Raw genomic sequence first — 25371 nt, forward strand, 5'->3', positions numbered from 1 at the left:
GGCCCGGTGAGCAAGCCGGGTGGGTCGCCTACGACCGCGGCCGCCAGGCGCGCGCTTCTCGCTCGACGGTACGGCGCAGCAGGTGCAGCCCGACCGCCTGGATCAGCAGCACCCCGGCCAGCACCGCCAGCAGGATCGGCAGGTCGCTGGCCAGGACCTGGTCGTTGCCCGCGGCATCGGTGACCGTCACCGGGTCGCGCTGGGTCACGAGCACGGCGACGACCGCGGCCAGGGCCGCGCCCGCGTAGAGCCCGACGGTCACCCGGCTCAGCACCCGCCAGCCCAGCCCATCGCTCCTCCTGGTCTCCGTCTGCTCGCTCACGACCGCACCTCCACGGGCTGCCCCTCGTTCCGCAGCATCCCGACAGCCGCCACCCACAAGAACAGCGCGCTCACAGCAAGGCACTGCCCGACCCGCTGCAACACCCGAACGCCGAACCTCGGTGTCTGCCCGTCCATGCCGTGCACCTTCCCCCGTGCCCGCCGCCCCGACGCGACAGGACCTCGTGCGGGAACATACACCCGCGCACCGGTCGGCGGCGGGACCTCGCCGCACACCCCGGCCCTCACGCGTCCAGCGCCTCCACGTCGACCTCGTAGGCGCCCTGGACCAGGAACTCCTTGCGCGGCGCGACCTCGGAGCCCATCAGCAGCTCGAAGACCTCCGCGGCGGCCTCGGCGTCCTCGGCGGTGAGCCGCCGCAGGGTCCGGTGCCGGGGGTCCATGGTGGTCTCGGCGAGCTGATCGGCGTCCATCTCGCCCAGCCCCTTGTAGCGCTGGACCGGGTCCTTCCACCGCACGCCCTTCTTCTTCAGCTCCGCCAGCTTCCGCTGCAGCTCGACGTCGGAGTAGGTGTAGACGTACTTGTCCATCCCGCGCTTGGGGTTGGTCAGCTCGATCCGGTGCAGCGGCGGCACGGCGGAGAAGATCCGCCCCTGGGTGACCAGATCCGGCATGTACTTGAAGAACAGCGTGGCCAGCAGGCACCGGATGTGCGCCCCGTCGGAGTCCGCGTCGGCCATGAAGATGATCCGGCCGTAGCGGGCGGCGTCGATCTCGAAGGTCCGCCCCGAGCCGGCGCCGACGACCTGGATGATCGAGGCGCACTCGGCGTTCTTGAGCATGTCGGCCACCGAGGCCTTCTGCACGTTGAGGATCTTGCCGCGGATCGGCAGCAGCGCCTGGAACTCGGAGTTCCGCGCCGCCAGCGCGGTGCCGAGCGCCGAGTCGCCCTCGACGATGAACAGCTCGGTGCGCTCGTTGTCGGCCGACCGGCAGTCCCGCAGCTTGGCCGGCAGCGCGGAGGACTCCAGGGCGTTCTTCCGCCGCTGGGTCTCCTTGTGCTGCCGGGCGGCCTGCCGCACCTTGGCGGCGTTGGCGACCTTCTCCATCACCAGCTTGGCCTGCGCCTTCTCCGCACGCTTGCTGGAGGTGAGGAACTTCCCGAGCTCGGCCAGCACGATCTTGCGTACGGCGGAGCGCACGGCCGGCGTGCCGAGGATCTCCTTGGTCTGCCCCTCGAACTGCGGCTCGGCGAGCCGCACCGCCACGACCGCGGTCATCCCCTCGAGCACGTCGTCCTTGACGACGTCGGCGTCGTTGACCTTCAACGCCTTGGTGGACCGCATCGCGTCGTTGAACGCCTTGGTCAGCGCGGCCTCGAAGCCGGCGACGTGGGTGCCGCCCTTCGGGGTGGCGATCACGTTGACGAAGGAGCGCACGGCGCTCTCATAGCCGGTGCCCCACCGCACGGCCACGCCCACACCGAGCTCGCGCTCGACGTCCTGCGGGGTCATGTGGCCCTGCTCGTCCAGCAGCGGGACGGTCTCGGTGAAGGTGTCGGAGCCCTGGAGCCGCAGCACCCCGGTCACGGGCTCGTCGTGGGCGAGGAACTCGGCGAACTCGGCGATGCCGCCGTCGTGGCGGAACTTCTCCTCGCTCCAGGTCTCGCCCCGCTGGTCGCGCACGACCAGCTCGAGCCCGGGCACGATGAAGGAGGTCTGCCGAGCCCGCCCCAGCAGCCCCTCGAGGTCGATGCCGGCGTCCTTGGTGAAGATCTGCCGATCCGGCCAGAACCGGATCCGGGTGCCGGTCTTGCCCTTGGCGACCCGCTTGCCCTTGCGGGTCAGGCCCGACTTCGCCTCGAACGGCGCGTCCGGCCCGTCGCCGGAGAACACGCCGGGGACGCCGCGGCGGAAGCTGATGCCCTGCTGGCTGGGCGAGCGGTCGACGTCGATGTCCATCCGGGCGGCCAGGGCGTTGACGACCGACAGGCCGACGCCGTGCAGGCCGCCGCTGGCGTTGTAGGAGCCGCCGCCGAACTTGCCGCCGGCGTGCAGCTTGGTCGCGACCACCTCGACGCCGGGCAGCCCGGTCTTGGGCTCCTTGTCGGTCGGGATGCCCCGGCCGTCGTCGTACACCTCCACCGAGCCGTCGGCGTGCAGCGTCACCTCGACCCGCTTGGCGTGGTCGCCCAGCGCCTCGTCCACCCCGTTGTCGATGATCTCCCAGACGCAGTGCATGAGACCGCGGGTGTCGGTGGAGCCGATGTACATCCCCGGCCGCTTGCGGACCGCTTCGAGGCCCTCGAGCACGAGGAGATGGGCGGCGTTGTAGGTGTTGTCGGCGATGGTGCTGCTCCTGGCGGTGCACGTCCCGGCCGGGCCGGGGCGAAGGGGTCGTCGTACCCCTCGAACATACCGGCGACACGCCGGCACTCCGTGAAGGCACGCTGCCCGACCCGTGGCAACCCGCGGGCTACGGTGAGCGTCACAACAGCACACAGGCACGATCGCCGCCCGATCCGTCTCGATCTGGGGACAAACCCGGACGGCGCAGCACTCCTCATGATGAGATGGGTGTGTCCCTGGGCACAGGGACCCGCACGGGGAATCTTTCACCGTGCTGGGTACGTTGGACCCGGTGACACCGATGGAAGAAAAGAGGCCGATGTGACTACTGCCGTTGCCCCCGCAGCCGCACTGACGGCGTCTGACCGCTGCGACCGTTGCGGCGCGCAGGCCTACCTTCGCGTCGAGCTCCAGAGCGGTGGAGAGCTGCTCTTCTGCGCTCACCACGCACGCGAGCACGGCGATGCGCTGCGCGAGATCGCCAGCCACGTGCAGGACGAGACCCACAAGCTGGAGAACACGCCCGCGTCGGCCCCCGAGGACGAGCGCTGAGTCTCCCCCGAGACCGCACGGGAGCCCCGGACCGCCTCGGTCCGGGGCTCCCGGCATTTTCGGGTGCCGCTGTGCGATAGTCGCGGCGTGACCGCCCTGGAGATCGTCGTCGCGCTCGCCATCGTCGTCGGCATCGCCGGCATCATCGTGCCGGTCCTGCCCGGGGTACTGCTGGTCGGCGGCGTCATGGTGGTGTGGGCGATCGACAAGGGCACCTCGACCGCCTGGTGGTTCCTGGCCGCGGCGATCGGCGTCCTGCTGGTCGGCCAGGTGGTGAAGTACCTCGTCCCGGGCCGGCGGCTCAAGGCCACCGTGCCCACACGCACCCTGCTCATCGGCGCCGTCGGCGCGGTCGTCGGCTTCTTCGTCATCCCGGTGGTCGGCGCCCTCCTCGGCTTCCCGCTGGGGGTCTACGTCGCGGAGAGGATCCGGGTCGGCGGCTCCGAGGCCGGCCGGTCCACCGTCGCGGCGCTGCGCGCCGTCGGACTGAGCATCCTGATCGAGCTGCTCTCGGCGGTCGTCGCGACCGGGGTGTGGGTCGCCGGGGTGCTGAACACCGCGCCGTGAGCGTCCTGCTGGCGCTAGGCGCCGCGCTCGCCTACGGGCTGAGCGACTTCGTGGGCGGGGTGGTCTCCCAGCGGGTGAGCGCCTGGACGGTCGCGCTGGTGGCGCAGCTCGGCGGCGGGGTCGTCGTCCTGGTGGCCGGGCTCCTGCTGCCCGGCGACCCCACCGCCGCCGATCTGGGGTGGGCGCTGGTCGCGGGCGTGGCCAACGGCTTCGGTACGGCGTTCCTCTACCGCGGGCTCTCCTCGGGCCGGATGGGCGTGGTGGCACCGGTGTCGGGCGTCGGCGCGGCGATGGTGCCGGTGCTGGCCGGGGTCGGCCTCGGTGAGCGGCCGGCCCTGCTGGTCTGGCTCGGCATCGTGCTGGCCCTCCCGGGCATCTGGCTGGTCTCCCGGGAACCGGACTCCACCGCGTCCGGCGACGTCCCCCGTGCCGCCGCGGGCGGGCTGGGCGACGGCCTCCTGGCCGGGCTCGGCTTCGGCCTGCTCTTCGTCGCCCTCGCCCAGATCGGCGAGGAGGCGGGGCTGCTTCCCCTGGCCCTCAACCAGGTCGTCGGCGGACTGGTCGTGGTCGCGGTCGCGATGTCACTCCGCCAGCCCTGGCTCCCCCGGCGCCCGCTGGCGGCCGTCGGCGCCGTCAGCGGCGTGCTCGGCGCGACCGCCACCCTGGCCTTCATGATCGCCAGCCACGGCGCCTACCTCTCCGTCACCGCCGTCATCACCTCGCTCTACCCCGCCTTCACCGTGCTGCTCGCCTCCACCGTGCTTCGCGAGCCGATCCACCGGTCGCAGGGCGTCGGCATGGTGCTGTGCGGCGTCGCCGTCACCTGCGTCGCCCTGGGGTAGCCGGCGCTACCGTGACCGGCATGCAGGGAGTACGGCGAACCGCGGCGGCCGGCGTACTCCTGCTGCTCACCGTTTGCACCGCATCGCCGTCGGACCCCCGCGTCCCCGAGCACGGGAGTCCATGCGGCCCTTGACAGGGGTCACGCCCGGAGTACTTTGAAAACCTCGACCACCTCGGGCCGAGGTTAGACGCGGGGGTGTTCTCGGCGTGGTTTCGCAGGTTGTCTCATCGTTCGGCAGTTCCAAGACTCGTCGCCTCGGCGCCGGGTTCACGGCCGCGGCTTTAGCGGCGACAGCGTGGCTGATCAACCCGGACGGGCCCACGGTCAGTGCGGCGCGCGCGGCAGTCGATCCATCGACGCCGGTGCTGGCCACCGGCACCGTCCTCGATGACGGCAGACGCCAGAGTGGGGTGAAGGTCTCGATGGTGGCGAACCCGTCCCTGGCCGCGATGGATCGTGCCGGTGACAAGGGGGTCGCGATGCGCCCGATCGCGACGACCGTCACAGCAGCCGACGGCAGCTACCGCATCTGGGGCTCCCTGAAAGACCTGCCGCCGAACTACCGCGGCCCCAAGGGCGAGGTCGACGTCGACCTGGTCTTCGACGACGGCGGCACCGGCACCACGTGGAGCTACACGCTCTTCCCGGAGGGAACCGACGACCCGGGCATCACCGCTCCCGTGCCTGACGGGCGGGTTGCCCGGCTTGAGCCCGACGGAAGTACCAACGGGCGCACGCTGGCTCCCGTCCTGGCCGTCGATCTGGGCCGGAGCAAGGTCTGGGCCGCAGGCGGGAACTCTGTTGACGTGCCGGCGTCCGCGCGCACAGCGGCCTTCGATCCGCTGGCGCTCGCCCGGCGACCAGGCGTTGAGGTGGCTCGAAGCCGCACCGCGCAGCTGACCAGCATGGCGGTCGCCCGGTTGGGACCGGAGTCAAACCGCGCGAGTAGCGAGTCTGCCGCGCAGGAGGCTGCCGTCTGCGTCACCTGGTGGAACGGGTGGCGTCGCAGGCGCCCGGAGAAGTTCGTGACCACGCACGGCTGGCGGTATGCCAAGGCTACGCTGCGGCAAGGGATGGACGAGGAGACCAAGCACACCCTCGGCGTCGCTGTTGATTCCGGCGACGGCTGGAAGGCGGGCGGCACCCTGAGCCGGACGTACAAGACCGGAATTACGGTCACCAGCCCGGGACTGACCGACCACATCATGTACAACCGGATCAACTACCGGCGCAAGTTCAACACGTGCGCGCCGACCAAGTGGGTTCCCTACAGCGTCTACGACTTCAACACCGACAAGAAGCGCACCTACAACGCGCTGTACCACAACTGCACACGCAGGGGTAAGGGCGTGACCTGGAGCACCGCGGAAGCTAGGAACGTCACCTACGGCGGCGGTATGGACATCGGCCCGATCTCGCTCTCCGCGCAGGCCGGGTACGGTCAGGACGTGCGGGTCTCGTTCAAGTTCCAGCGCCGAGGAAAGATCTGCGGCAACCGCAAGACTGGCCCGGCGAACTCCCCCAGAGTCAGCGCCGGACCGAGGTGAAGCGACTCACGGGCGTCGTGGCGGTCCTCCTCATCGCCGTGACCGGATGCGACTCAACGGGAGGTGAAGTCGACCCTGGGCCAGGAGCTCGTCCGCCACAGCTGGTCTCACCCGGAGCCAACCCGATGGAATCGCAGTTGCCCGCCAAGAGGCCCGGCCAGCCCTGGGTCCACGGCACCTACGTCATCTGCCTGGACCGACCCGGCACGGTGAAGGTCACCGACGTCAGGTTCGAGTCCGGAAATCTCGACGTCACCGACTGGGCAATACGTCCCAACCCCGCCGCCGAGGGGAGGCTCCTCGCCGGCGACGTCCCTGGGAGGTTCGCCAGCCAGAACATCAAGAGCACCGGCACGACCCTGACTCGTGTCTGCGACAGCCAGGGAGCGAACACCTACGAGGTAGTGCTCCAGCTGCGCGCCGGCAAGACCACCACCCAAGGCACGAACATCGAAGTGCTCTACACCAGCGGCGGGCGCGAACAGACGCTCACGCTCCCGGACCGAGTCGTGATGTGCATGCGGCCCGAACGGCCCAACTGCGCATGACCTACCCAGGCGTCTACTACTGAACCGACACCCCTGGTCGCCGTGGTCTGGCAGAAAGCTAGAACGCCGGGCCGGGGCCGTTCCACCCCGGATTCGCCCCGGCATAGCCCCCGCCGGAACCGCCGCCGTCTGCGTCGCGCAATCCGCCGCCCAGGGCCGCCCTGGCTGGGTCCGGTCGTCGGCGAGGGTCCGACGGTGCGGGTCGGCGACGCGTCGACGCATCAGTCCAGGTAGTCGCGCAGCACCTGGGAGCGGCTGGGGTGCCGCAGCTTGGACATGGTCTTGGACTCGATCTGCCGGATCCGCTCACGGGTCACGCCGTAGACCTTGCCGATCTCGTCCAGCGTCTTGGGCTGGCCGTCGGTGAGGCCGAACCGCATCGACACCACGCCGGCCTCGCGCTCGGACAGCGTGTCCAGGACGGCGTGCAGCTGCTCCTGCAGCAGGGTGAAGCTGACCGCGTCGGCCGGGACGATCGCCTCGGAGTCCTCGATCAGGTCGCCGAACTCGGAGTCGCCGTCCTCGCCCAGCGGGGTGTGCAGGGAGATCGGCTCGCGGCCGTACTTCTGCACCTCGATGACCTTCTCGGGGGTCATGTCGAGCTCCTGGGCCAGCTCCTCCGGAGTGGGCTCGCGGCCCAGGTCCTGCAGCATCTGCCGCTGGACGCGGGCGAGCTTGTTGATGACCTCGACCATGTGGACCGGGATCCGGATGGTGCGGGCCTGGTCGGCCATCGCCCGGGTGATCGCCTGCCGGATCCACCAGGTGGCGTAGGTCGAGAACTTGTAGCCCTTGGTGTAGTCGAACTTCTCGACCGCACGGATCAGGCCGAGGTTGCCCTCCTGGATCAGGTCGAGGAAGAGCATGCCGCGGCCGGTGTAGCGCTTGGCCAGCGAGACCACCAGGCGCAGGTTCGCCTCGAGCAGGTGGTTCTTGGCCCGGCGACCGTCCTCGGCGATCCACTCGAGCTCCTCGAAGACCTTCGGCGTGATCTTCCCGCCCTTGGCGAGCTTCTCCTCGCTGAAGAGGCCGGCCTCGATCCGCTTGGCGAGCTCGACCTCCATCTCGGCGTTGAGGAGCGGGACCTTGCCGATCTGCTTGAGGTAGTCCTTGACCGGGTCGGCGGTCGCACCGGCGACCATGACCTGCTGCTCGGGCTCGTCGGTGTCGTCCGCGGCGGAGACGACGAACGACGCCTCCTTCTCGTCCTGCTTGATGCTCGGGTCGGTCGCGACGTCCTTCTCGAACTGCTCGTCGGAGATGTCCGGCAGCACCTTCTTGCCGTCGGGGCCGACGACCGGCTCCGCGGGCGCAGCGGGCGCCGTCTTCTTCGCCGCGGCCTTCTTGGCCGGAGCCGTGGCCTCCGCCTTCTTCGCAGGAGCCGCCTTCTTCGCCGCGGCCTTCTTGGCCGGGGCCTTCTTGGCGGGCGCCTTCTTCTCCGCGGGCTTGTCGGCCGACGCCTTCTTGGCCGCGGACTTGGCGGCCGGCTTCTTGGTGGTGCTCGACCGGGCGGCGGCCACCAGGCCGGGCTCGGCGGCCGGCACATGCACAGTGATGTCGAGGGAGCCCAGGTGGGCCAGCAGCGACTTGAGCTGCTGCGGCTGGACCGCAGCCTCCTCGCTGGCGCGCCGCACCTGCTCAGGCGTGACGTGGCCACGCTCACGGCCATCCCGGACCAGGCCCTCGAGTGCCGGGTGGGACAGGACTTCAGCAGGAAGGTTCTTGCGTGCGTGCGAGGACACGAACACCTCTCGTCAGCGACTTCGGGGCGCGGCCAAGCCCGGGTACGTCAAGAGCCGCGTCGTTCATTGTGCCACGGGCTCAAGGCGTTCGGTGACTCCGGGCACTCACGTCGAGGAGCACCGTGCCGATCAGGCCCGCGCCGCGGCCTTCTTCTGCTTCTTGGTCTCGCGCACCTTCTGCAGACTGGCCTCGTCGACCACGTCGGCGACCGACTGGTAGCCCTCCTCCGCGTAGCCGGCCGCCGCGGCCTCCCAGCCCTCGGGGCGCACGCCGAGCTGCTTGGCCAGCAGCGCCACCAGGATCTGCGACTTCTGCTTGCCGAAGCCGGGCATGGCCTGGATCCGCTTCAGCAGGTCCCGGCCGTCGGCGGCGCCGGTCCACAGCGCGGTCGTGTCGCCGTCGTACTCCTCGACGATGTGGGCCGCCAGCTGCTGCATCCGCTCGGCCATCGACCCGGGGAAGCGATGGATCGCCGGCGGGGTGCTGGCCAGCTCCTTGAAGCGCGCGGGGTCCGCGGCCGCGATCGCCTCCGGCTCCAGGCTGCCGAAGCGGTCCAGCACCTTCGCCGGGCCCGCGAAGGCCGACTCCATCGGGAACTGCTGGTCCAGCATCATCCCCGCAACGAGGGCGAAGGGGTGCTCGTCCAGCACCCGGTCGGCGTCAGCGTCCTGCGCGATGTGAAAGCCCATGCCCGCATGCTCTCATGCCGGCCGGGCGGGTCAGTCCGCCTTGACCGAGAGCACCGGGCAGGTGGCGTCCAGCAGGATCCGCTGCGCGTTCGAGCCCAGGATCAGCTTCCCGACCGGGGACCGACGGCGCAGTCCGATGACCACCAACTCGGCGTCGACGTCCTTGGCCAGGGCGAGCAGGTCCTCCGACGGGTCGAAGCCGCGCACCAGCTGGCGCACCTCGTGCTCCACACCGGACTGCTCGAGCTTGGCCTTCACCGCGGCCATCTGCTCGTCGGCCTGCGCGCTGGCCTGGCCGTCGAAGCTGTCACCGCCACGGTGGGAGTTGACCACCACGATCCGGGAACCGCGGAGCTTCGCCTCCTCGATGGCGCGGTCCAGTGCCGCCTCGCCCTCCGCCTTGGGCACGTAGCCCACCACGATCGTCCCCACGGACCTCGCCTCCTCAGCGCCTCATCGGTGACTGTGGCGCACGCTACCGGAGTCGGCGCGCGGACGGGAGCACCCCGGCCTGTGGAGAGCAGCGCGTCGCAGCCCCCTGCTGCGGCAGGCTGGTGCCGATGGAGTACGACGCCGCCCTGGACCGCGCGCTGCGAGCCGCGGTGATCTCGCTGCGCGCCCGCAGCGCCCGCCGGCGCCCTCCCCCGGTGCTGCATGCGGGCTTCCCCGAGGGCGCCCTGGTGACGGTGGACGCGCACCACGGCGGCGACGCCACCGCCTGGGACCACGGGCTGCGCACCGAGATCGCCTCCGCGCTGATCTCCGCGGCCGGCGCCCGGTGCGCCCTCGTCTGGCTGACTCGACCGGGGATGCCCACCTGGCACGACCAGGACGCCGCATGGACCGGCCCGGTCCGTGCGGCCTGGGCCGAGCACGGGGTCGCCGACGGACGCTTCGCGGTCGTCACCCCGCGCGGGTGGTACGACCCCGTCAGCGGTGCCGGCCGCCGGTGGCGGCGGCCCCGGGAGCACGACTAGGCCGAGCGTCAGTCCCAGGTGTGCACGGGCTCGTTGGAGTGCATGTGCTCGCGGTACTCCTGCAGCACGGCCCGCAGGGCGTCGTACCGCTTCTCCGAGCCGCGCTCGTGCATCTTGCGGACGAACCACTCCGCGCCGTTGGTGCCGGTCAGGCAGCGCTGCTCGATCACGCCGAGCAGCCGGTCCCGGTCCTCCGCCGGGACGCCCCACGCCTGGAGACCCTCGTAGGCCAGGGGCAGCAGCCGGCGCAGGATCAGCTCGGTCGCCCGGACCTGGCCGACGCCGGGCCAGTAGATCTGGGCGTCGATGCCCTGCTGGGCGGCCACGTGGAAGTTCTCCTCCGCGGCGGAGAACGACATCTGCGACCAGATCGGCCGCTCGCTCTCGGCCAGGCTGCGCACCAGGCCGTAGAAGAACGCGGCGTTGGCCATCATGTCGACCACCGTGGGCCCGGCGGCGAGGAGCCGGTTCTCCACCCGCAGGTGCGGCGACCCGTCGGCGATGTCGTAGATCGGCCGGTTCCAGCGGTAGATGGTGCCGTTGTGCAGCCGCAGCTCGTGCAGCCCCGGGACGCCGCCCTCCTCAAGCACCTGGAGCGGGTCCTCGTCGTCGGTGATCGGCAGCAGCGCGGGGAAGTAGCGGACGTTCTCCTCGAACAGGTCGAAGACCGAGGTGATCCACCGCTCGCCGAACCACACCCGCGGGCGCACCCCCTGGGCCTTGAGCTCCTCCGAGCGGGTGTCGGTGGCCTGCTCGAACAGCGGGATCCGGGTCTCGGGCCACAGCTCCTTGCCGAGCAGGTACGGCGAGTTCGCGCCCACCGCGAGCTGCGCTCCCGCGATGACCTGCGAGGCGTTCCAATACTCGGCGAACTCGTCGGGCGAGGTCTGGATGTGGAACTGCGTGCTGGTAGCCGCGGCCTCGGGCAGGATCGAGTCCGAGGTCGTGGAGAGCCGCTCCGCGCCGGAGATGTTGATCTCGATGTCCTCGCCGCGGGCGGCGAGGATCTGCTCGCTCAGCAGCGCATAGCGGGGGTTGGCGCTGATCGAGGAGGGGGTCATGTGCCCCTCGCCGAGCGTGGGGAGGATGCCGATCATCACCAGGTGGGCCCCGACCTGCGCGGACTTGTCCTCCGCGTCGTTGAGGCTGCGCCGCAGCGAGCGCTCGAACTCCGCCAGCCCGTCCTCGCGCAGCTTGCGCGGCGGCACGTTGATCTCGATGTTGAACTGGCCCAGCTCGGTCTGGAAGTCCGGGTCGGCGATCTGCTCGAGCACCTCGGCGTTCTTCAGCGCCGGGTTCCCGCTCTCGTCGACCAGGTTCAGCTCGACCTCGAGCCCGGTCATCGGGTCGTCGGTGTCGAAGGCCGCCTCCCGGAGCATCCGGGCGAACACGTCGAGGCAGCGCCGGACCTTCTCCCGGTGCCGTGTCCGGTCGGCCCGGGTGAACTGCTGTGACTCGACCTCTTCGCCCATGCAGGAACCCTAGGCGCGGGGCGGGGCCCCGGCACAAGCCCTCGATGGGATGGATCAGCCCGCCTCCCCTCTCCTCCTGCCGCCGGCGAAGTCGTCCCACGCACTCGGCGGCACCGCCCCTGTCAGCAGTCGGCGCACCAACGCGACCATCCGGGCGTCCCGCGGGGACGGGGTCGCTCGATCGAAGGCGCACCAGGCCAGCGCGCCGTTGCCCGCCAGCCAGGCCGAGAGCGTCACCAGCAGCGCGGGCCGGGTACGGCGACTCGGCGGAGCCGACACCAGCACCGACGTCCACAGGCGCAGCTGGGCCAGGGTGTCGGAGCGGTGCAGTCCGCACCACGTGCTCTCCCAGACGGCCCTGTGGTCCAGAGCGGCGAGCAGCCAGGCCACCTCCGGGACCTCCGGCTCTCGCCCCTCCTCACGACAGCGAGCCGCCAGCGCGTCCACCGAGCCCGGCCCGCTCGCTGGCAGGTCGCTCCTCCCCCGCAGCAAGGTCTCGACCTCACGGATCCGCTCAGGTCGCGGGTCGAGGCTGCGGGCCAGCTCCTCCCGCGAGCCGAAGATGACCCGCCCCTCCATCACCGCCGCCGCCAGGAAGGGGTGGGCCTGGACGTCGTATCCGACGCCCTCGTCATGGCCCAGCGGCACCACGCCGCGCATGAGCGGCCACCATCGCCGGCCGTCGGCCCGCAGCACGTGCAATACGTCGATCCCGGCGGCTGCGAAGGCGAGCTCCAGCGCGTGGGCACACCTTCCCGCAAGTCCCGGCTCTGCCGCATGGATCACGATGATCAGCTCCCGGACCCCGTGACGCCGGCTCGGCTCCAGCAGTGCCTGCACCAGAGCGGGCACGCCGTGGGAGTCAGGGGGCAGGCCGACCCGGGCGTGGAACGACGGGCGCCCGCCGAAGCCGAGCAGGGTCACCGACTCCTCGGGGTGGAAGCCGAGCACGATCGGCACCAGGGCGAGTGCGTCCTCCGGCTCGGCGGCACGAAGGGTCAGGGGCGGGTCGGGTCTCGTCGTCATGGGAGCAGTTCTCCCCCATTCCGGCGCCCGCCGACAGCCACCCGGACCACGCCTGTGGACAACCCGGCTCCGGAGACCCCCTGTGGACGGGAGGTGGCCCCGAGCCGCGGACGACCCCGTCCCCGGGAGCCGGTAGTTTCAGCCTCGATGAAGCGCACCACCGCCTCGGTCCTCCACCTGGACCTCGATGCGTTCTTCGCCGCCGTCGAGCAGCGCGACAAGCCCAGCCTGCGCGGCAAGCCCGTCGTCGTCGGCGGGGTCGGCGGGCGCGGGGTGGTCTCGACGGCGTCCTATGAGGCGCGGGTGTACGGCGTCCGCTCGGCCATGTCCACCCGCGAGGCACGCGCGCGCTGCCCGCACGCGGCGTACCTCTCCGGCCGCTTCCACGCCTACCGCGCCACCAGCGCCCAGGTGATGCAGGTGCTGCGCGACGTCTCGCCGCTGGTGGAGCCGCTCAGCCTGGACGAGGCGTTCGTCGACCTGGCTCCGGCCGGGCTGGCCGACTACGACACCGAGACGCTGACCGGCTTCGCCCACGCGCTGCGAGCGCGGGTCAAGGAGGTGACCGGCGGGCTCACGGCCAGCGTCGGCATCGCCACCTCGAAGTTCGTCGCCAAGATCGCCAGCGACCTGGACAAGCCCGACGGCCTGGTCGTGGTCCCTGCCGGGACCGAGCAGGCGCTGCTGCGGCCGATGTCGGTCACCGTCATCCCCGGCGTGGGCCCGGCGACCGCCGAGCGGTTGCGGCGGGCAGGCATCCACACCATCGAGGAGCTCGAGGCGGTCTCGCTGGAGGAGCTGGTGCGGCTGGTGGGCAAGGCGCACGGCGCCGGGCTCTACTCCCTGGCCCGCGCGGACGACGACCGGCCGGTCCAGGCGGAGCGGGAGACCAAGTCGGTCAGCGTCGAGGGCACCTACGACACTGACCTGGCCGACCGGAAGCTGATGGAGGGGCTGCTCACCCGGCAGGCCGGCCAGGTCGCCGACCGGCTGCGCAAGGCGGGGCTCTCGGGGCGCACGGTGAGCATCAAGGTGCGCCTGCACAACTTCACCACCCTCAGCCGGTCCGCCACGCTCCCCTCGCCCACCGACCACGGCCCGACCGTGGCCCGGGTCGCGCGCAGCCTGCTGGCCGACCTGGACACCTCCGGCGGCGTCCGGCTGCTCGGGGTCGGCGTGAGCGGGCTGGCCGACTGGATCCAGGAGGACCTGTTCGGCTCCGAGGCCGACGAGCCCGAGCCCGAGGTGGAGCTGCCGCAGGAGCCGGTCCGCCGTGCGTGGGCGCCGGGCATGGACGTCGTGCACACCGAGCACGGCCGCGGCTGGGTGTGGGGCTCGGGACGCGGCGTGGTCACGGTGCGGTTCGAGACGATGCAGACGTCGCCGGGGCCGGTGCGGTCCTTCAAGGCCGACGACCCGGCGCTGGCGCCGTACCTCCCCGACGCGGGCGAACAGCCCGACGAGCCGACCGGGGCTTGACCGCCGCCCCGACACCTGCCGAAATGAGGTGAGGGGCTCCTGGTGGTATGAGCACCGGGAGCCCCTCGGGGTGGTCGACAGTGGTGACGCGCCGACCGATCCTGCAGGTCTCTCGGCTCCGACATCCCCGTCACCGGGACGTCGCCGGTGCAAGCACCGGAGTGAACCGTCTTTCCTCTCGGATCCCCGCCTCCGGCGAACCGGAATCGGTAGAAGTTTTCTACGCCAGGGCGCCGACCGGACACAAGGGGTTCAGCCGAGATTTCCGGGGAATTTCCGAAACGCGGCGTGTCCTCCACAGAACGGCCCTCACCGTCCACAGGACCGGCCGCCTCCTCCACAGGAATCCCGCCCGCCTGTGGACGCGGACCTGCCGCGTACGCTCCCCGCATGAGCACCTCCTCGGACACCTCGACCGCGCGCGCCACCGGGCGGGAGGACCTCGCCCCGCCCGTCGCCGAGCGCCGGCCGGTGACCACCGAGCACCACGGCCGCAGCCGCACCGACGACTACGACTGGCTGCGGGACAAGGACGACCCGGCCGTGCGCGCCTACCTCGACGCCGAGAACGAGCACACCCGGGGGCGCACCGCGCACCTGGCCGACCTGCGCCAGACGCTCTTCGAGGAGGTCAAGGACCGCACCCGCGAGACCGACCTGTCGGTGCCCACCCGGGTCCGCGGCCACTGGTACTACTCGCGCTCCTTCGAGGGCAAGGAGTACGGCGCCTCCTGCCGCGTCCCCGTCCGCGGCGACGACGACTGGCACGCCCCCATCCCCGCCGAGGACTCCGCCCCCGACCAGCCCGCGCTCCCGGGCGAGCAGGTCCTGCTGGACCTCAACGAGCTCGCCGAGGGCCACGAGTTCTTCTCCCTGGGCGGCTCGACGGTCAGCCCCGACGACCGGCTGCTCGCCTACTCCACCGACACCACCGGCGACGAGCGCTACACCGTGCGGGTCAAGGACCTGGAGAGCGGCGAGCTGCTCCCCGACGAGCTGACCGGCGTCCTGGGCGGGGTGACCTGGGCGCCCGACGGCGGGTCGTTCTTCTACAGCACCGTCGACGAGTCCTGGCGGCCGGACAAGGTGTGGCGGCACCGCCTCGGCACACCCCAGGCCGACGACGAGCTGGTCCACCACGAGCAGGACCAGCGCTTCTTCACCGGCGTGGGCCGCAGCCGCAGCGACCGGTTCGTGATGCTCGTCTCCGGCTCGAAGACCACCACCGAGTTCCACCTCCTCGACTTCGCCGAGCCCGACCCGGAGCCGTGGTGCTTCTCCCCGCGCCAGGAGGGGCTGGAGTACTCCCTCGAGCACGCGGTCATCGGCGGCGACGACGTGCTCCTGGTGCACCACAACCGCACCGGCCCCGACTTCGAGATCGGCGTCGCCCCGATCGCGCCCACCGCGCCGGAGGACTGGCGGCCGCTGATCCCGCACGACCCGGCGGTGCGGCTGGAGGGCGTGGACGCCTTCGCGACGCACCTGGTCGTCAACCAGCGCAGCGACGGCCTGACCCAGCTGCGGATCCTGGACCTGGACGAGAACGGGGTGGCCGATGACCACCTGGTCGAGTTCGAGGACGAGGTCTTCACCGTCGGGACCGGCTCGAACCCCACCTTCGACCAGCCCCTGGTCCGGCTGGGCTACACCACGATGTCGGTCCCGCCGAGCGTCTACGACTTCGACGTCCGCACCCGCGAGCTGACCCTGCTGCGCTCCACGCCGGTGCTGGGCGACTTCGACCCCGACGACTACGAGGAGCACCGGCTGTGGGCCACCGCTCCCGACGGCGAGCAGGTGCCGATCTCGCTGGTCGTGCGCCGCGACGCGCGCGAGGGCGGCGGCCCGGTGCCCGTGCACCTCTACGGGTACGGCGCCTACGAGGCCTCGATGGACCCGTGGTTCTCCCTCGCCCGGCTCTCCCTGCTCGACCGCGGCGCCGCGTTCGCCATCGCCCACGTGCGCGGCGGCGGCGAGATGGGCCGGCGGTGGTACGACGACGGCAAGCTCGCACACAAGCCGAACACGTTCACCGACTTCGTCGCGGCCGGCCGGCACCTGGTCGACACCGGCTGGACCACCCCGGAGACGCTGGTCGCCGAGGGCGGCTCGGCCGGCGGGCTGTTGATGGGCGCGGTGGCCAACCTGGCGCCGGACCTGTTCCGCGGCGGCATCGTGGCCGGCGTACCGTTCGTGGACATCCTCACCACGATGCTCGACTCCAGCCTCCCGCTGACCGTGACGGAGTACGACGAGTGGGGCGACCCCGAGCACGACGCGGCCGCCTACGACCTGATCGCCTCCTACGCGCCGTACGACAACGTCGCCGCGGTCGACTACCCCCCGATCCTGGCCGAGACCTCGCTGAACGACACCCGGGTGCTCTACGTCGAGCCGGCCAAGTGGATCGCCCGGCTCCGGGCCACGGCGACCGGTCAGCGGGACTTCGCGCTGCGCACCGAGATGGCGGCCGGGCACGGCGGGGTGTCGGGGCGATACAAGTCCTGGCACGACCGGGCGTTCACCCTCGCCTGGATCCTGGACCGGCTCGGTCTCGCCGGGCGCCCCAGTGGTCAGGGGACGTCCTGAGAAGTCCCTGAGAGTTGCCGTCGGAGGCAACTCTGCGACTCCGCCGCTCGTCGGGACAGGTGAAGGGTCCCAGTGGGAACAGTCCCCAGGGTCACGACGTTGAAGCAGTCGTGGGCACACGAGCACCCAGCCCACCCGGACGAAGGGGGAGTTACCACTATGGCAACCGCAACCAAGAACTCGACCCGCCAGACCCGCGAGATCGAGGGTCGCGACAGCGTGGGCCTGTACCTGGACGAGATCGCGCGTACCCCCCTGCTGGACGCCGCCCGCGAGGTCGAGCTCGCCAAGACCATCGAGGCCGGCCTGCTGGCCGAGCAGCTGCTCGCCGAGGGCCGCGTCGGCCGCCGCAAGGGCGGAGCGCCCGGCCGGGCCTCCCAGGAGGAGCTGGAGTGGCTCGCCGAGGAGGGCCAGAAGGCCGTCGACGAGTTCATCCAGGCCAACCTGCGGCTGGTCGTCTCGATCGCCCGCAAGTACGGCCGCGCCCAGATGCCGATGCTCGACCTGATCCAGGAGGGCAACACCGGTCTGATCCGCGCGGTGGAGAAGTTCGACTACGCCAAGGGCTACAAGTTCTCCACCTACGCCACCTGGTGGGTGCGCCAGGCGATCACCCGCGGCATCGCCCAGCAGGCCCGCGTGGTGCGCCTGCCCGTGCACGTGGTCGAGGAGCTCAACCAGGTGGGCGGCGCGCGCCGCAGCCTGGAGCGCCAGCTCGGTCGGGAGCCGGAGCCGGAGGAGATCGCCACCGAGCTCGGCATGGACCTGGACCGGGTGCTGGACCTGATGGCGTGGGGCCGTGAGCACGTCAGCCTCGACACCCCGGTCGACGAGGACGGCGACACCTCGCTGGGCGACCTGATGGCCCAGGAGACCTCGCCGGGCCCCGACCTGTCGGTGCTCGACCACGAGTCCCGGGACCGGCTCAACGCGCTGGTCTCCGAGCTCGACGAGCGGTCCGCGGACATCGTCCGCTCCCGCTACGGCCTGGTCGACGGCCGGCAGCACAAGCTGGCCGACATCGGCGCCAAGCACGGCATCTCCGCCGAGCGGGTGCGCCAGCTCGAGCGCGAGGCGCTGCAGAAGCTGCGCCGGATCGCCGACCCGGACCTCGCCGCCTGACCTCTGCGCCCGGCCGGCCGCCGTACCCCCTCGGTGACCGCCGGGCGCAGCTGCGTCTGCGCCCGGCTGACGCTGCGCCCGGCCCCCTGAGAGCCCGGAGGTTCCCAGGGGAAACGGTCACTCTCCAGGCTGCATTTCGGCTGGGAAGCGACCGTTTCCCCGGTGCACCGGGGAACCCTGGGCCCGCCCGGTCAGTACGACGCGGAGAGGGCCGCGGAGGCCGCGGCCGCCTGCTCGGCGATGTCGGCGGGGACCGGGGTCTCCCCCGCGACCCGCTGCTGCCACAGCTGGAGGGCGACGACGCGGGCGGCGGCCTCCTCGACCCGCTCGCGGGGCAGCTCGCCGGAGCTGATCGCAGCGGTGACGGTCCGGTGGGTGCCGCGGGTGTCGGCCGGCATCAACAGCAGGTCGGCGCCGGCCTTGAGCGCGGTCACCGCGGGCTTCTCGGTCGCGACGACCGCGCCCATGCCGAGCGAGTCGGTGACGGCCACGCCCTCGAAGCCGAGGTCGTCGCGCAGCAGATCGTAGGTCTCCGGGGCCAGGCTGGAGGGGACCCCCGGTGCCAGCGCGGGGATGTCCAGGTGCGCCATCATCACCGCCGGCGCCGAGACGTCCACCGCGGCGCGGAACGGCACCAGGTCGATCTCCGCGAGCTCCTCGAGGCTGCGGCTGACCACCGGGAGCTGGTCGTGGCTGTCGGCCGGCGCGGAGCCGTGGCCCGGGAAGTGCTTGGTGGTGGAGACGATCCCCGCGTCGTCGTACCCCTGGACCGCGGCCTCGACGGCCGTCGCAGCGACCTCGGCGTCGTCGGAGGGCGAGCGGGAGCCGATGGTCGGGTCGGCGTCGCCGACCGTCACGTCGGCGACCGGCGCGAAGACCCAGGTGAAGCCCAGCTGGCGCAGCTCCAACGCGGTCGTCCGCGCGGCCTCCTGCACGATGCCGGGCCCGCGCTCGGGCTGGGCCTCGATGGTCGCTCCGGCGGCCTCGAAGGCCGGGAACTCGGTGGCGATCCCGTCCAGGTGGGAGACGTAGCCGCCCTCCTGGTCCACACCGATGATGGGGGGATAGTCCCGCCCGAGCCCGGCGCTCGCGTCGGACACGGCGGAGGTGAGGGCCAGCACCTGCTCCCGGTCCACGATGCTGGTCGAGGTGATCTGGATCCCGGCCAGGTTGAGGTCGCGCACCAGAGCGGCTGGCTCGGCGGGGTCGGTGCCGTAGAACCGGCCCACGATGACCTGGCCGGCCAGCTGCTCGGGCGTCATCTCCGCCACGAGCTCGCGGGCCCGGTCGATCTCGCCGAGGGTCGGCCCCCAGGAGGAGGGCGTGTCCGGGTCGGGCGTGGGTGATGTCGACGCCGGCTCCGAGCCGGCGCGGTCGCCGCCACCGCTCGTCCCCGGCATCCCGCACCCCGCGAGCGCGGTGGCGACCAGCAGCCCACCGGCGATCAGGCGTCTCATGCGGCCGCCGTGAGGTCGGCGTACACCTGCTGGACCCGCGCCTCGAGCTCCTCGCGGGTGCCGGCGTTCTCGATCACGTGCGTCGCGATCGCGAGGCGGTCCTCGCGGGTGGCCTGGGCGTTGATCCGCGCGACGGCATCCTCCTCGGTCCAACCGCGGTCGCGGGTCATCCGCTCGATCTGGAGCTCGCGCGGAGCGTCCACGACGAGTACGGCGTCGAAGTCGCCCGCCTGCCCCGTCTCGGCGAGCAGCGGGATGTCGTGCACGACGACGGCGTCCGGGGACGCCTGCGCCTCCAGCTCGGCCGCCCGGGCACGGACGAGGGGGTGGACGATCGCCTCCAGCCGGCGGCGGGCGTCGTCGTGGCCGAAGACCAGGCGACCCATGGCGGGGCGATCCAGCTCGCCGTCGGGGCCGAGCAGCTCCGGCCCGAACTCCGCGACGATCGCCTCCAGACCGGGGGTGCCCTTGGCCACCACCTCGCGGGCGATCTGGTCGGCGTCGATCAGCACCGCGCCGAGCTCGTCCAGCAGCGCGGAGACCGTGCTCTTGCCCGAGGCCACCCCACCGGTGAGGCCGACGCGGATCGTCATACCTCCAGGGTATGGCCCCGCCTGTGCGCCCGGGCCCCTGGCACGCCCGTCCCCCGCGACTCCGCGACCGGAGGTAGCCAGACCACCCGCAACCGGCCACCGCACGTGGCTGCGCTACCTCCGATCAGCGAGCCGGCCGGACGCACCGCGGAGCCGGCACAGCCGGCACGCGCGTAGCCGCACTGGCACAACCTGTCCGAGCCCACCGCGCTGAGCGTGAGCCCGAGGCGCCGGGAGGACTTCTGCCCGTGCGTCTGCGACGCGGTGCGGATCGGGGACGGCTCCGAACGCCGACGGCCCGGCCCCCAGGTGGGGACCGGGCCGTCGTACGTCGGGCTCAGTGACGTGCTCAGTTGCCGCCGGTGAGCTTCTCCCGCAGCGCCTGCAGCGCCTCGTCCGAGGCGAGCGAGCCGCCCTGGTCCGAGTCGCTGGTGCTGCTGGAGGAGGAGCCGGAGGACGACTGGCCGCCGCCGGAGGAGTACGACGTCGCCTCGCCGGCCTCGATCTCGGCCTGCGCGGCCTCCTGCTTCTGCTTGACGTGCGCCTCCCAGCGAGCGTGCGCCTTGGCGTACTGCTCCTCCCAGGTCGCGCGCTGCTCGTCGTAGCCCTCGAGCCACTCGCCGCTCTCCGGGTCGAAGCCCTCGGGGTAGATGTAGTTCCCCTGGTCGTCGTAGGAGGCGGTCATGCCGTAGAGGGTCGGGTCGAACTCGTCGACGTCCGCGGCGGTCGCGGTCTCGTTCGCCTGCTTCAGCGACAGCGAGATCCGGCGACGCTCAAGGTCGATGTCGATGATCTTGACCATGACGTCGTCGTTGACCTGGACGACCTGCTCCGGGATCTCCACGTGGCGCTCGGCCAGCTCGGAGATGTGCACCAGGCCCTCGATGCCCTCCTCGACCCGGACGAACGAGCCGAAGGGCACCAGCTTGGTGACCTTGCCCGGCACGATCTGGCCGATCTGGTGGGTGCGGGCGAAGTGCTGCCAGGGGTCCTCCTGCGTCGCCTTGAGCGACAGCGAGACCCGCTCGCGCTCCATGTCGACGTCGAGCACCTCGACGGTGACCTCGTCACCGACGGTGACGACCTCGCTCGGGTGGTCGATGTGCTTCCAGGACAGCTCGGAGACGTGCACCAGACCGTCGACGCCGCCGAGGTCCACGAACGCACCGAAGTTGACGATGCTGGACACGACGCCCTTGCGGATCTGGCCCTTCTGCAGCTGGGTGAGGAAGCCGTGGCGCACCTCGGACTGGGTCTGCTCCAGCCAGGCGCGGCGGGACAGGACCACGTTGTTGCGGTTCTTGTCCAGCTCGATGATCTTCGCCTCGAGGGTCTGGCCGACGTAGGGCTGCAGGTCGCGCACGCGACGCATCTCCACCAGCGAGGCCGGCAGGAAGCCGCGCAGGCCGATGTCGATGATCAGGCCGCCCTTGACGACCTCGATGACGGTGCCCTCGACGACGCCGTCCTCCTCCTTGACCTGCTCGATGGTGCCCCAGGCGCGCTCGTACTGGGCGCGCTTCTTGGACAGGATCAGCCGGCCCTCCTTGTCCTCCTTCTGGAGAACCAGGGCCTCGACCTCGTCACCGACGGAGACGACCTCGTTGGGGTCGACGTCGTGCTTGATCGAGAGTTCGCGGGAGGGGATGACCCCCTCGGTCTTGTAGCCGATGTCGAGCAGGACCTCGTCCCGGTCGACCTTCACGATGGTGCCGGCCACGATGTCGCCGTCGTTGAAGTACTTGATCGTCTTGTCGATCGCGGCGAGGAAGTCCTCTTCCGAACCGATGTCGTTGACCGCCACCTGGGGCGCGTCGTAGTCCGGGAGGATGGTGCTGCTGCTCGTCATAGGGGAATCGGGTTCCTTGGATGGATGGGATCGTGCGGACACACGCAGAAGCCCGTTTCGCTGCCGGGGATCTCGCGCCCGTCCCGATGAGGGTCCGGCGCTGGTCGGCGGCGAGCCGTGGAGTCCACTCCGTCTGGAACCCGGGCAGACCTCTGACGCAGTAGTCAATGGTACGCGGGCGGCGTCACAGGAGTCCAACCAGGCCCGCGTGCAGGTCCCGCTCCCCGACGATCGACCTCAAGAGTACGGCGGCCCGGTCGGTGACCGGGTTCTGACCCGCCCGCGCCGCCAGGTCGACCAGCGCCCACAGGTCCGCTGCCCGCGCGCGGTCCAGGAGGGCGTCGCGGTCGTCACCGCGCAGGGCCGTATAGGCGGTCAGCACCGCGTCGACGTACGCCGGCTCCCGCTCGAAGCGCAGCACGTTGCCGAGGTCGGTGGCCGGGTGGCCCGAGTGGGCGAACTCCCAGTCGACCAGACCGGTGACCTGCAGCGTCTCGGGGTCGACCAGCAGGTTCTTGGGGTTGAGGTCGCTGTGCACCAGGCAGGAGCGGTCGACCTCGTCCAGCAGGTCCTGAGCCCGCGCCGCGACCTCGCGCAGCCCGTCCCGCTCACCGGCGCTCCACTCCGCGAAGGCCCACTCGTGCTGCTCGACCCAGGCCTCGAGGTCGTCGGCGAGCGCGAACGGGACGATCCGCAGGTCGGTGTCGTCGAAGAGCCCCGGCCGGACGGTCGGCATGCCGCCCAGGGTGCCGGCCAGGCGTCCGACGTCGGCGCCGAGCCGGGCCAGGCCCTCCTCGTCCAGCTGCGGCACCACGAGGTCGCCGCGCTCGCCGGGGAGCACCTCGGTCACCAGCAGGCCGGGCTGGTCGGTGGCCGGATCGGCCCGGCGCACCTCCAGCACCCGCGGCACCGGCAGCAGGTCCCGGACCAGCTCGAGCAGCGCCGCCTGCACCAGCGGCGCCTGGATCGGGTGGTCCGGCGGGTAGATCCGGACCACGCTGCGGTGCTCGCCGGCCCCGGCGAGGAACGTGCGACCCGACCAGCCGCCGGGCAGCGGCTCGAGCGCGGAGAGGTCGGTCATGGTCCCCATCCTCCCTCCCCCGCCAGGTCGAGTGCGCAACGCGTCGTACTCGCCACGGGGCCGCACACTCAACCGCCGGAGGCTCCGACCCCGACCTCTGCCAACGCTCTCGCCACGCCACGAGCGATCTTGCGCTCCCCCGACGCGTCGGGGTGCAGCCCGTCGTAGAGGTCCTCGTCGGTCAGGTACCCGCCGGGCACCGTCCCCGTCACCACCCGGCTGTCGGGCCGGTCCAGCCGATCGGCCAGCGCGTCCAGCCGTGCGTTGAGGTCCTCCGCGTCACGGGTGCGGCCAGGGATGTGCACGAGCACCACGTCGACCCGGGCGTCGACCGACCGGGCGTTGGCGACCAGCGTCTCGGCGGACCGGGCCACCTGCGCGGGCGACCGGCCGTCGCGCAGCAGGTCGTTGGTGCCGAGGGCGTTCACCACGATCTGGGCGCGCTCGTCCTCCACCTGGTCGGCGATGTCCGGCCCGAGGTCGGCGTACGTCGCTCCCCAGCGGGCGGCGTGATCGGTGTCGAAGTCGGGGTCCCGGTAGCCGTCGGCGCCGACGTCGCCGGTCCGCTCGTCGTACACCCCGTCCTCGGGTCCGACGAGGTCGAAGGAGACGCCCTGATCCTCCAGCGTGCGGGCGAGCCGGTAGCGCCAGGTCCAGTCCCCCACCCGGCCCTGGGTGATCGAGTCGCCGACCAGCATGATCCGCACGCCGTCGCCCGTCCCGTCCTTCTCGCACCCCGCCAGCGCGGAGGCCGCCAGGAGCACACCCGCCAGCACGGCGACGCGGCGGCGCCGGCGGCGGGAGACGTCCATCGGCTCATCCTCGCGCACCCTCCGACCGCGACCCGCAGTAGCCTGCGGTCGTGGAGCAGCACCATCTGCCGCAGACGGTCCATGTCGAGCGCCGCGCGGTCGGCGAGGCGGAGTCGCGGCGGGCCAACGGGCCGGACTGGGACCGTTACGCCGACGAGTACCAGGCCACGCACGGCACCTTCCTGGGCGACGCCGGGTTCGTCTGGGGCCCGGAGGGGCTGACCGAGGAGGAGGCCGGGGTCCTCGGACCGGTCGAGGGGCGCGACGTGCTCGAGGTCGGGAGCGGGGCGGGCCAGTGCTCCCGCTGGGTCCGCACCCACGGCGGTCGGGGCTTCGGGCTGGACCTCTCGATGCGGCAGCTGCAGCACTCGCGACGGATCGACGACGGCACCGGGGTCGCCGTACCCTGCCTGCTCGGGACCGCGACCGCACTCCCCTTCGCCGACGGGTCCTTTGACATCGTCTTCTCCGCCTTCGGCGCGCTGCAGTTCATCAGCGAGATCGACATCGCGGTCGCCGAGGTGGCCCGGGTGCTGCGGCCCGGCGGCCGCTTCGCCTTCTCCATCACCCACCCCACGCGCTGGTCCTTCCCCGACGACCCGGGCGAGCCGGGGCTGACCGCGTCGCAGTCCTACTGGGACCGGACGCCGTACGTCGAGACCGACGACGCCTCCGGGCGGGTGTCCTACGTCGAGCACCACCGGACGCTGGGCGACTGGGTCGCCCTGCTCGCGGGCGCCGGGTTCCGGATCACCGACCTGCTCGAGCCGGAGTGGCCCGAGGGGCACGACCGGGTCTGGGGCGGCTGGTCCGGCCTGCGCGGCCGGCTGACACCGGGGACAGCGATCTTCGGGGCGAACCTCGCCGACTAGACCCGGGCCGGCTCGCGCTTGGAGGCCACGCGGGTCCCGCGGCGGCGACCGCCGAGGGCCAGGATGAGCCCCACGATGAGCAGGATCGGCCCGCCGATGAAGCCGATCAGGGGAACCGTGCTCCCGAGAAGGTTCAGCGAGCCCACGTTGTCCTTGGCGTCCGCGACGTTCTTGGCGATCGTCTCGTCGGTGAAGACGGCGTCGATCTGGAAGAGCGTCTCGCCGTCCTCGGTGGTGCGCGTCTCGGACTGCTGCTGCTTGATGATCGAGCCGGTCTTCGGCTCGACCCAGATCGTCTTGTCCTGGCTGTAGAGGCCGTCGATGTCGGTGGCGACCTCGGCCGGCTCCTCGTCGACGACCTCACGGAACTTGTAGGTCTCCAGGCCGTCGATCCGCTCGACGCCCTCGAACGTGACGTCGACCGCCCGGTTGAGCATGCCGTCCCAGTAGGGGTAGGTCTTGCGCTGGGTGTCGAAGGGCCACTTGTTCACCAGGCCCTCGTGCGTGGTGGCCCCGCGCTCCTCGAAGCGCTGGTCGTTGACCGCGAGCGCCGTCACCCGGTCGGTGGCGAAGACGTCGACGGAGTTGTTGATCAGACGCGGGTCGTTCTTGTCGCCGATGCAGTCGGGGGTGTCGGGGGCGTCCTCGGTGACGCAGGTGGTGTTCACGAACAGCGCCACGTCGTCGGTGGAGCGCTCGGAGTCGACCTTGGTGTCGCTGAGGATCTTCACGTCCAGGTCGTCGAGCTCACCGGTGTCGGGGTTGATCTTCTGGGCCGTGCCGGTGAGGTAGGTCTGGCTGTTCACGTCCAGCGGGGTCTTCTGCGTCTGATCCGGCGCCCAGGTCGTGGCGAGCAGGCCCACCACGAGCAGGAACGCTCCCACGCCGACCAGCACCCAGCCCAGCAACTTGCGCACGA

Annotated in this window: 24 protein-coding genes; 10 read left to right on the forward strand and 14 right to left on the reverse strand. The window is 71.6% G+C overall.

All coding sequences use genetic code 11. From position 1 onward, the window contains the following. Window positions 1-28 precede the first annotated feature (28 nt). The 3 genes from K8W59_RS10385 to K8W59_RS10395 form a co-directional block, all read right to left on the reverse strand. Window positions 29-322: a hypothetical protein gene (locus K8W59_RS10385; protein ID WP_223393527.1), complete on the reverse strand. Its 294-nt coding sequence runs from the start codon at window positions 320-322 to the stop codon at window positions 29-31. Continuing rightward, on the reverse strand, window positions 319-459 hold the full coding sequence (locus tag K8W59_RS10390; protein ID WP_223393529.1) for a hypothetical protein: 141 nt from the start codon (window positions 457-459) through the stop codon (window positions 319-321). The genes K8W59_RS10385 and K8W59_RS10390 overlap by 4 nt, the downstream gene beginning before the upstream one ends. A 107-nt stretch (window positions 460-566) precedes the next feature. Further along, the gene (locus tag K8W59_RS10395; protein WP_223399782.1) at window positions 567-2555 is read right to left on the reverse strand and encodes a DNA gyrase/topoisomerase IV subunit B; all 1989 of its coding nucleotides are present in this window, start codon (window positions 2553-2555) and stop codon (window positions 567-569) included. 396 nt (window positions 2556-2951) lie between these two features. Between K8W59_RS10395 and K8W59_RS10400 the strand changes: the two genes are divergently transcribed. The 5 genes from K8W59_RS10400 (at window position 2952) to K8W59_RS10420 (ending at window position 6688) form a co-directional block, all read left to right on the forward strand. Next, window positions 2952-3182, forward strand: coding sequence for a DUF7455 domain-containing protein (locus K8W59_RS10400; RefSeq protein ID WP_223393531.1), 231 nt, complete (start codon window positions 2952-2954; stop codon window positions 3180-3182). 87 nt (window positions 3183-3269) lie between these two features. After that, complete coding sequence (locus K8W59_RS10405) at window positions 3270-3749, forward strand: DUF456 domain-containing protein (protein WP_223393533.1); 480 nt, start codon at window positions 3270-3272, stop codon at window positions 3747-3749. Continuing rightward, complete coding sequence (locus tag K8W59_RS10410) at window positions 3746-4591, forward strand: EamA family transporter (RefSeq protein ID WP_223393535.1); 846 nt, start codon at window positions 3746-3748, stop codon at window positions 4589-4591. The genes K8W59_RS10405 and K8W59_RS10410 overlap by 4 nt, the downstream gene beginning before the upstream one ends. Window positions 4592-4799: 208 nt before the next feature. Next, entirely contained in the window at window positions 4800-6140 is a 1341-nt protein-coding gene (locus K8W59_RS10415) for a hypothetical protein (RefSeq protein WP_223393537.1), read from the forward strand. Window positions 6141-6277: 137 nt separating this feature from the next. Beyond that, complete coding sequence (locus tag K8W59_RS10420; RefSeq protein ID WP_223393539.1) at window positions 6278-6688, forward strand: hypothetical protein; 411 nt, start codon at window positions 6278-6280, stop codon at window positions 6686-6688. Window positions 6689-6909: 221 nt separating this feature from the next. On the opposite strand, the gene K8W59_RS10425 is transcribed toward K8W59_RS10420, so the two are convergent. The 3 genes from K8W59_RS10425 to K8W59_RS10435 all read right to left on the reverse strand — a co-directional run bounded on the left by K8W59_RS10425 (window position 6910) and on the right by K8W59_RS10435 (window position 9552). After that, the gene (locus K8W59_RS10425; protein ID WP_223393541.1) at window positions 6910-8436 is read right to left on the reverse strand and encodes an RNA polymerase sigma factor; all 1527 of its coding nucleotides are present in this window, start codon (window positions 8434-8436) and stop codon (window positions 6910-6912) included. 123 nt (window positions 8437-8559) lie between these two features. Further along, window positions 8560-9120 (reverse strand): HhH-GPD-type base excision DNA repair protein, encoded by a 561-nt coding sequence (locus K8W59_RS10430; RefSeq protein WP_223393543.1) that lies wholly within the window; start codon window positions 9118-9120, stop codon window positions 8560-8562. Between the two features lie 30 nt (window positions 9121-9150). Next, window positions 9151-9552, reverse strand: a complete 402-nt coding sequence (locus K8W59_RS10435) for a universal stress protein (RefSeq protein ID WP_223393545.1) — start codon at window positions 9550-9552, stop codon at window positions 9151-9153. A gap of 128 nt (window positions 9553-9680) precedes the next feature. On the opposite strand from K8W59_RS10435, the gene K8W59_RS10440 reads away from it, so the two are divergent. Then, window positions 9681-10097: a hypothetical protein gene (locus K8W59_RS10440; RefSeq protein WP_223393547.1), complete on the forward strand. Its 417-nt coding sequence runs from the start codon at window positions 9681-9683 to the stop codon at window positions 10095-10097. Between the two features lie 8 nt (window positions 10098-10105). Here the strand turns inward: K8W59_RS10440 and K8W59_RS10445 are convergent, their stop codons facing one another. Beyond that, window positions 10106-11569, reverse strand: coding sequence for a glutamate--cysteine ligase (locus K8W59_RS10445; protein ID WP_223393549.1), 1464 nt, complete (start codon window positions 11567-11569; stop codon window positions 10106-10108). 54 nt (window positions 11570-11623) lie between these two features. After that, window positions 11624-12595 carry a DUF4192 domain-containing protein gene (locus K8W59_RS10450; protein ID WP_223393551.1) on the reverse strand — a complete coding sequence of 324 codons (972 nt, stop codon included), beginning with the start codon at window positions 12593-12595 and terminating at the stop codon, window positions 11624-11626. A 147-nt stretch (window positions 12596-12742) separates the two neighbouring features. Here K8W59_RS10450 and K8W59_RS10455 point away from each other — a divergent pair, with 147 nt between their 5' ends. The 3 genes from K8W59_RS10455 (at window position 12743) to K8W59_RS10465 (ending at window position 17788) form a co-directional block, all read left to right on the forward strand. Next, window positions 12743-14074, forward strand: coding sequence for a DNA polymerase IV (locus K8W59_RS10455; protein ID WP_223393553.1), 1332 nt, complete (start codon window positions 12743-12745; stop codon window positions 14072-14074). A 390-nt stretch (window positions 14075-14464) separates the two neighbouring features. After that, window positions 14465-16666, forward strand: a complete 2202-nt coding sequence (locus K8W59_RS10460) for a S9 family peptidase (protein ID WP_223393555.1) — start codon at window positions 14465-14467, stop codon at window positions 16664-16666. A 159-nt stretch (window positions 16667-16825) separates the two neighbouring features. Next, a complete protein-coding gene (locus tag K8W59_RS10465) occupies window positions 16826-17788 on the forward strand; it encodes a sigma-70 family RNA polymerase sigma factor (RefSeq protein WP_223393557.1) in 963 nt (320 codons plus the stop codon). Between the two features lie 191 nt (window positions 17789-17979). On the opposite strand, the gene K8W59_RS10470 is transcribed toward K8W59_RS10465, so the two are convergent. From K8W59_RS10470 to K8W59_RS10490, 5 genes are all read right to left on the reverse strand, one after another. Further along, window positions 17980-19245, reverse strand: a complete 1266-nt coding sequence (locus K8W59_RS10470) for a glycoside hydrolase family 3 protein (RefSeq protein WP_223393559.1) — start codon at window positions 19243-19245, stop codon at window positions 17980-17982. Next, a complete protein-coding gene (coaE, locus tag K8W59_RS10475; RefSeq protein ID WP_223393561.1) occupies window positions 19242-19838 on the reverse strand; it encodes a dephospho-CoA kinase in 597 nt (198 codons plus the stop codon). Before coaE ends, K8W59_RS10470 begins: the two co-directional genes overlap by 4 nt. Window positions 19839-20187: 349 nt before the next feature. Continuing rightward, window positions 20188-21687 carry a 30S ribosomal protein S1 gene (rpsA, locus tag K8W59_RS10480; RefSeq protein WP_223393563.1) on the reverse strand — a complete coding sequence of 500 codons (1500 nt, stop codon included), beginning with the start codon at window positions 21685-21687 and terminating at the stop codon, window positions 20188-20190. A 184-nt stretch (window positions 21688-21871) separates the two neighbouring features. Beyond that, window positions 21872-22768, reverse strand: coding sequence for a phosphotransferase family protein (locus K8W59_RS10485; RefSeq protein WP_223393565.1), 897 nt, complete (start codon window positions 22766-22768; stop codon window positions 21872-21874). A gap of 68 nt (window positions 22769-22836) precedes the next feature. Continuing rightward, on the reverse strand, window positions 22837-23580 hold the full coding sequence (locus K8W59_RS10490; protein WP_223393567.1) for an SGNH/GDSL hydrolase family protein: 744 nt from the start codon (window positions 23578-23580) through the stop codon (window positions 22837-22839). A gap of 50 nt (window positions 23581-23630) precedes the next feature. Here K8W59_RS10490 and K8W59_RS10495 point away from each other — a divergent pair, with 50 nt between their 5' ends. Continuing rightward, entirely contained in the window at window positions 23631-24452 is an 822-nt protein-coding gene (locus K8W59_RS10495; RefSeq protein WP_223393577.1) for a class I SAM-dependent methyltransferase, read from the forward strand. Here K8W59_RS10495 and K8W59_RS10500 read toward each other — a convergent pair. Continuing rightward, entirely contained in the window at window positions 24449-25369 is a 921-nt protein-coding gene (locus K8W59_RS10500) for a DUF3068 domain-containing protein (protein WP_223393579.1), read from the reverse strand. The two genes, K8W59_RS10495 and K8W59_RS10500, sit on opposite strands and share 4 nt — an antisense overlap. Between the last annotated feature and the right edge of the window lie 2 nt (window positions 25370-25371).

It is taken from the genome of Nocardioides rotundus (assembly GCF_019931675.1).
In the GTDB taxonomy this organism is placed as follows: Bacteria; Actinomycetota; Actinomycetes; order Propionibacteriales; family Nocardioidaceae; genus Nocardioides; species Nocardioides rotundus.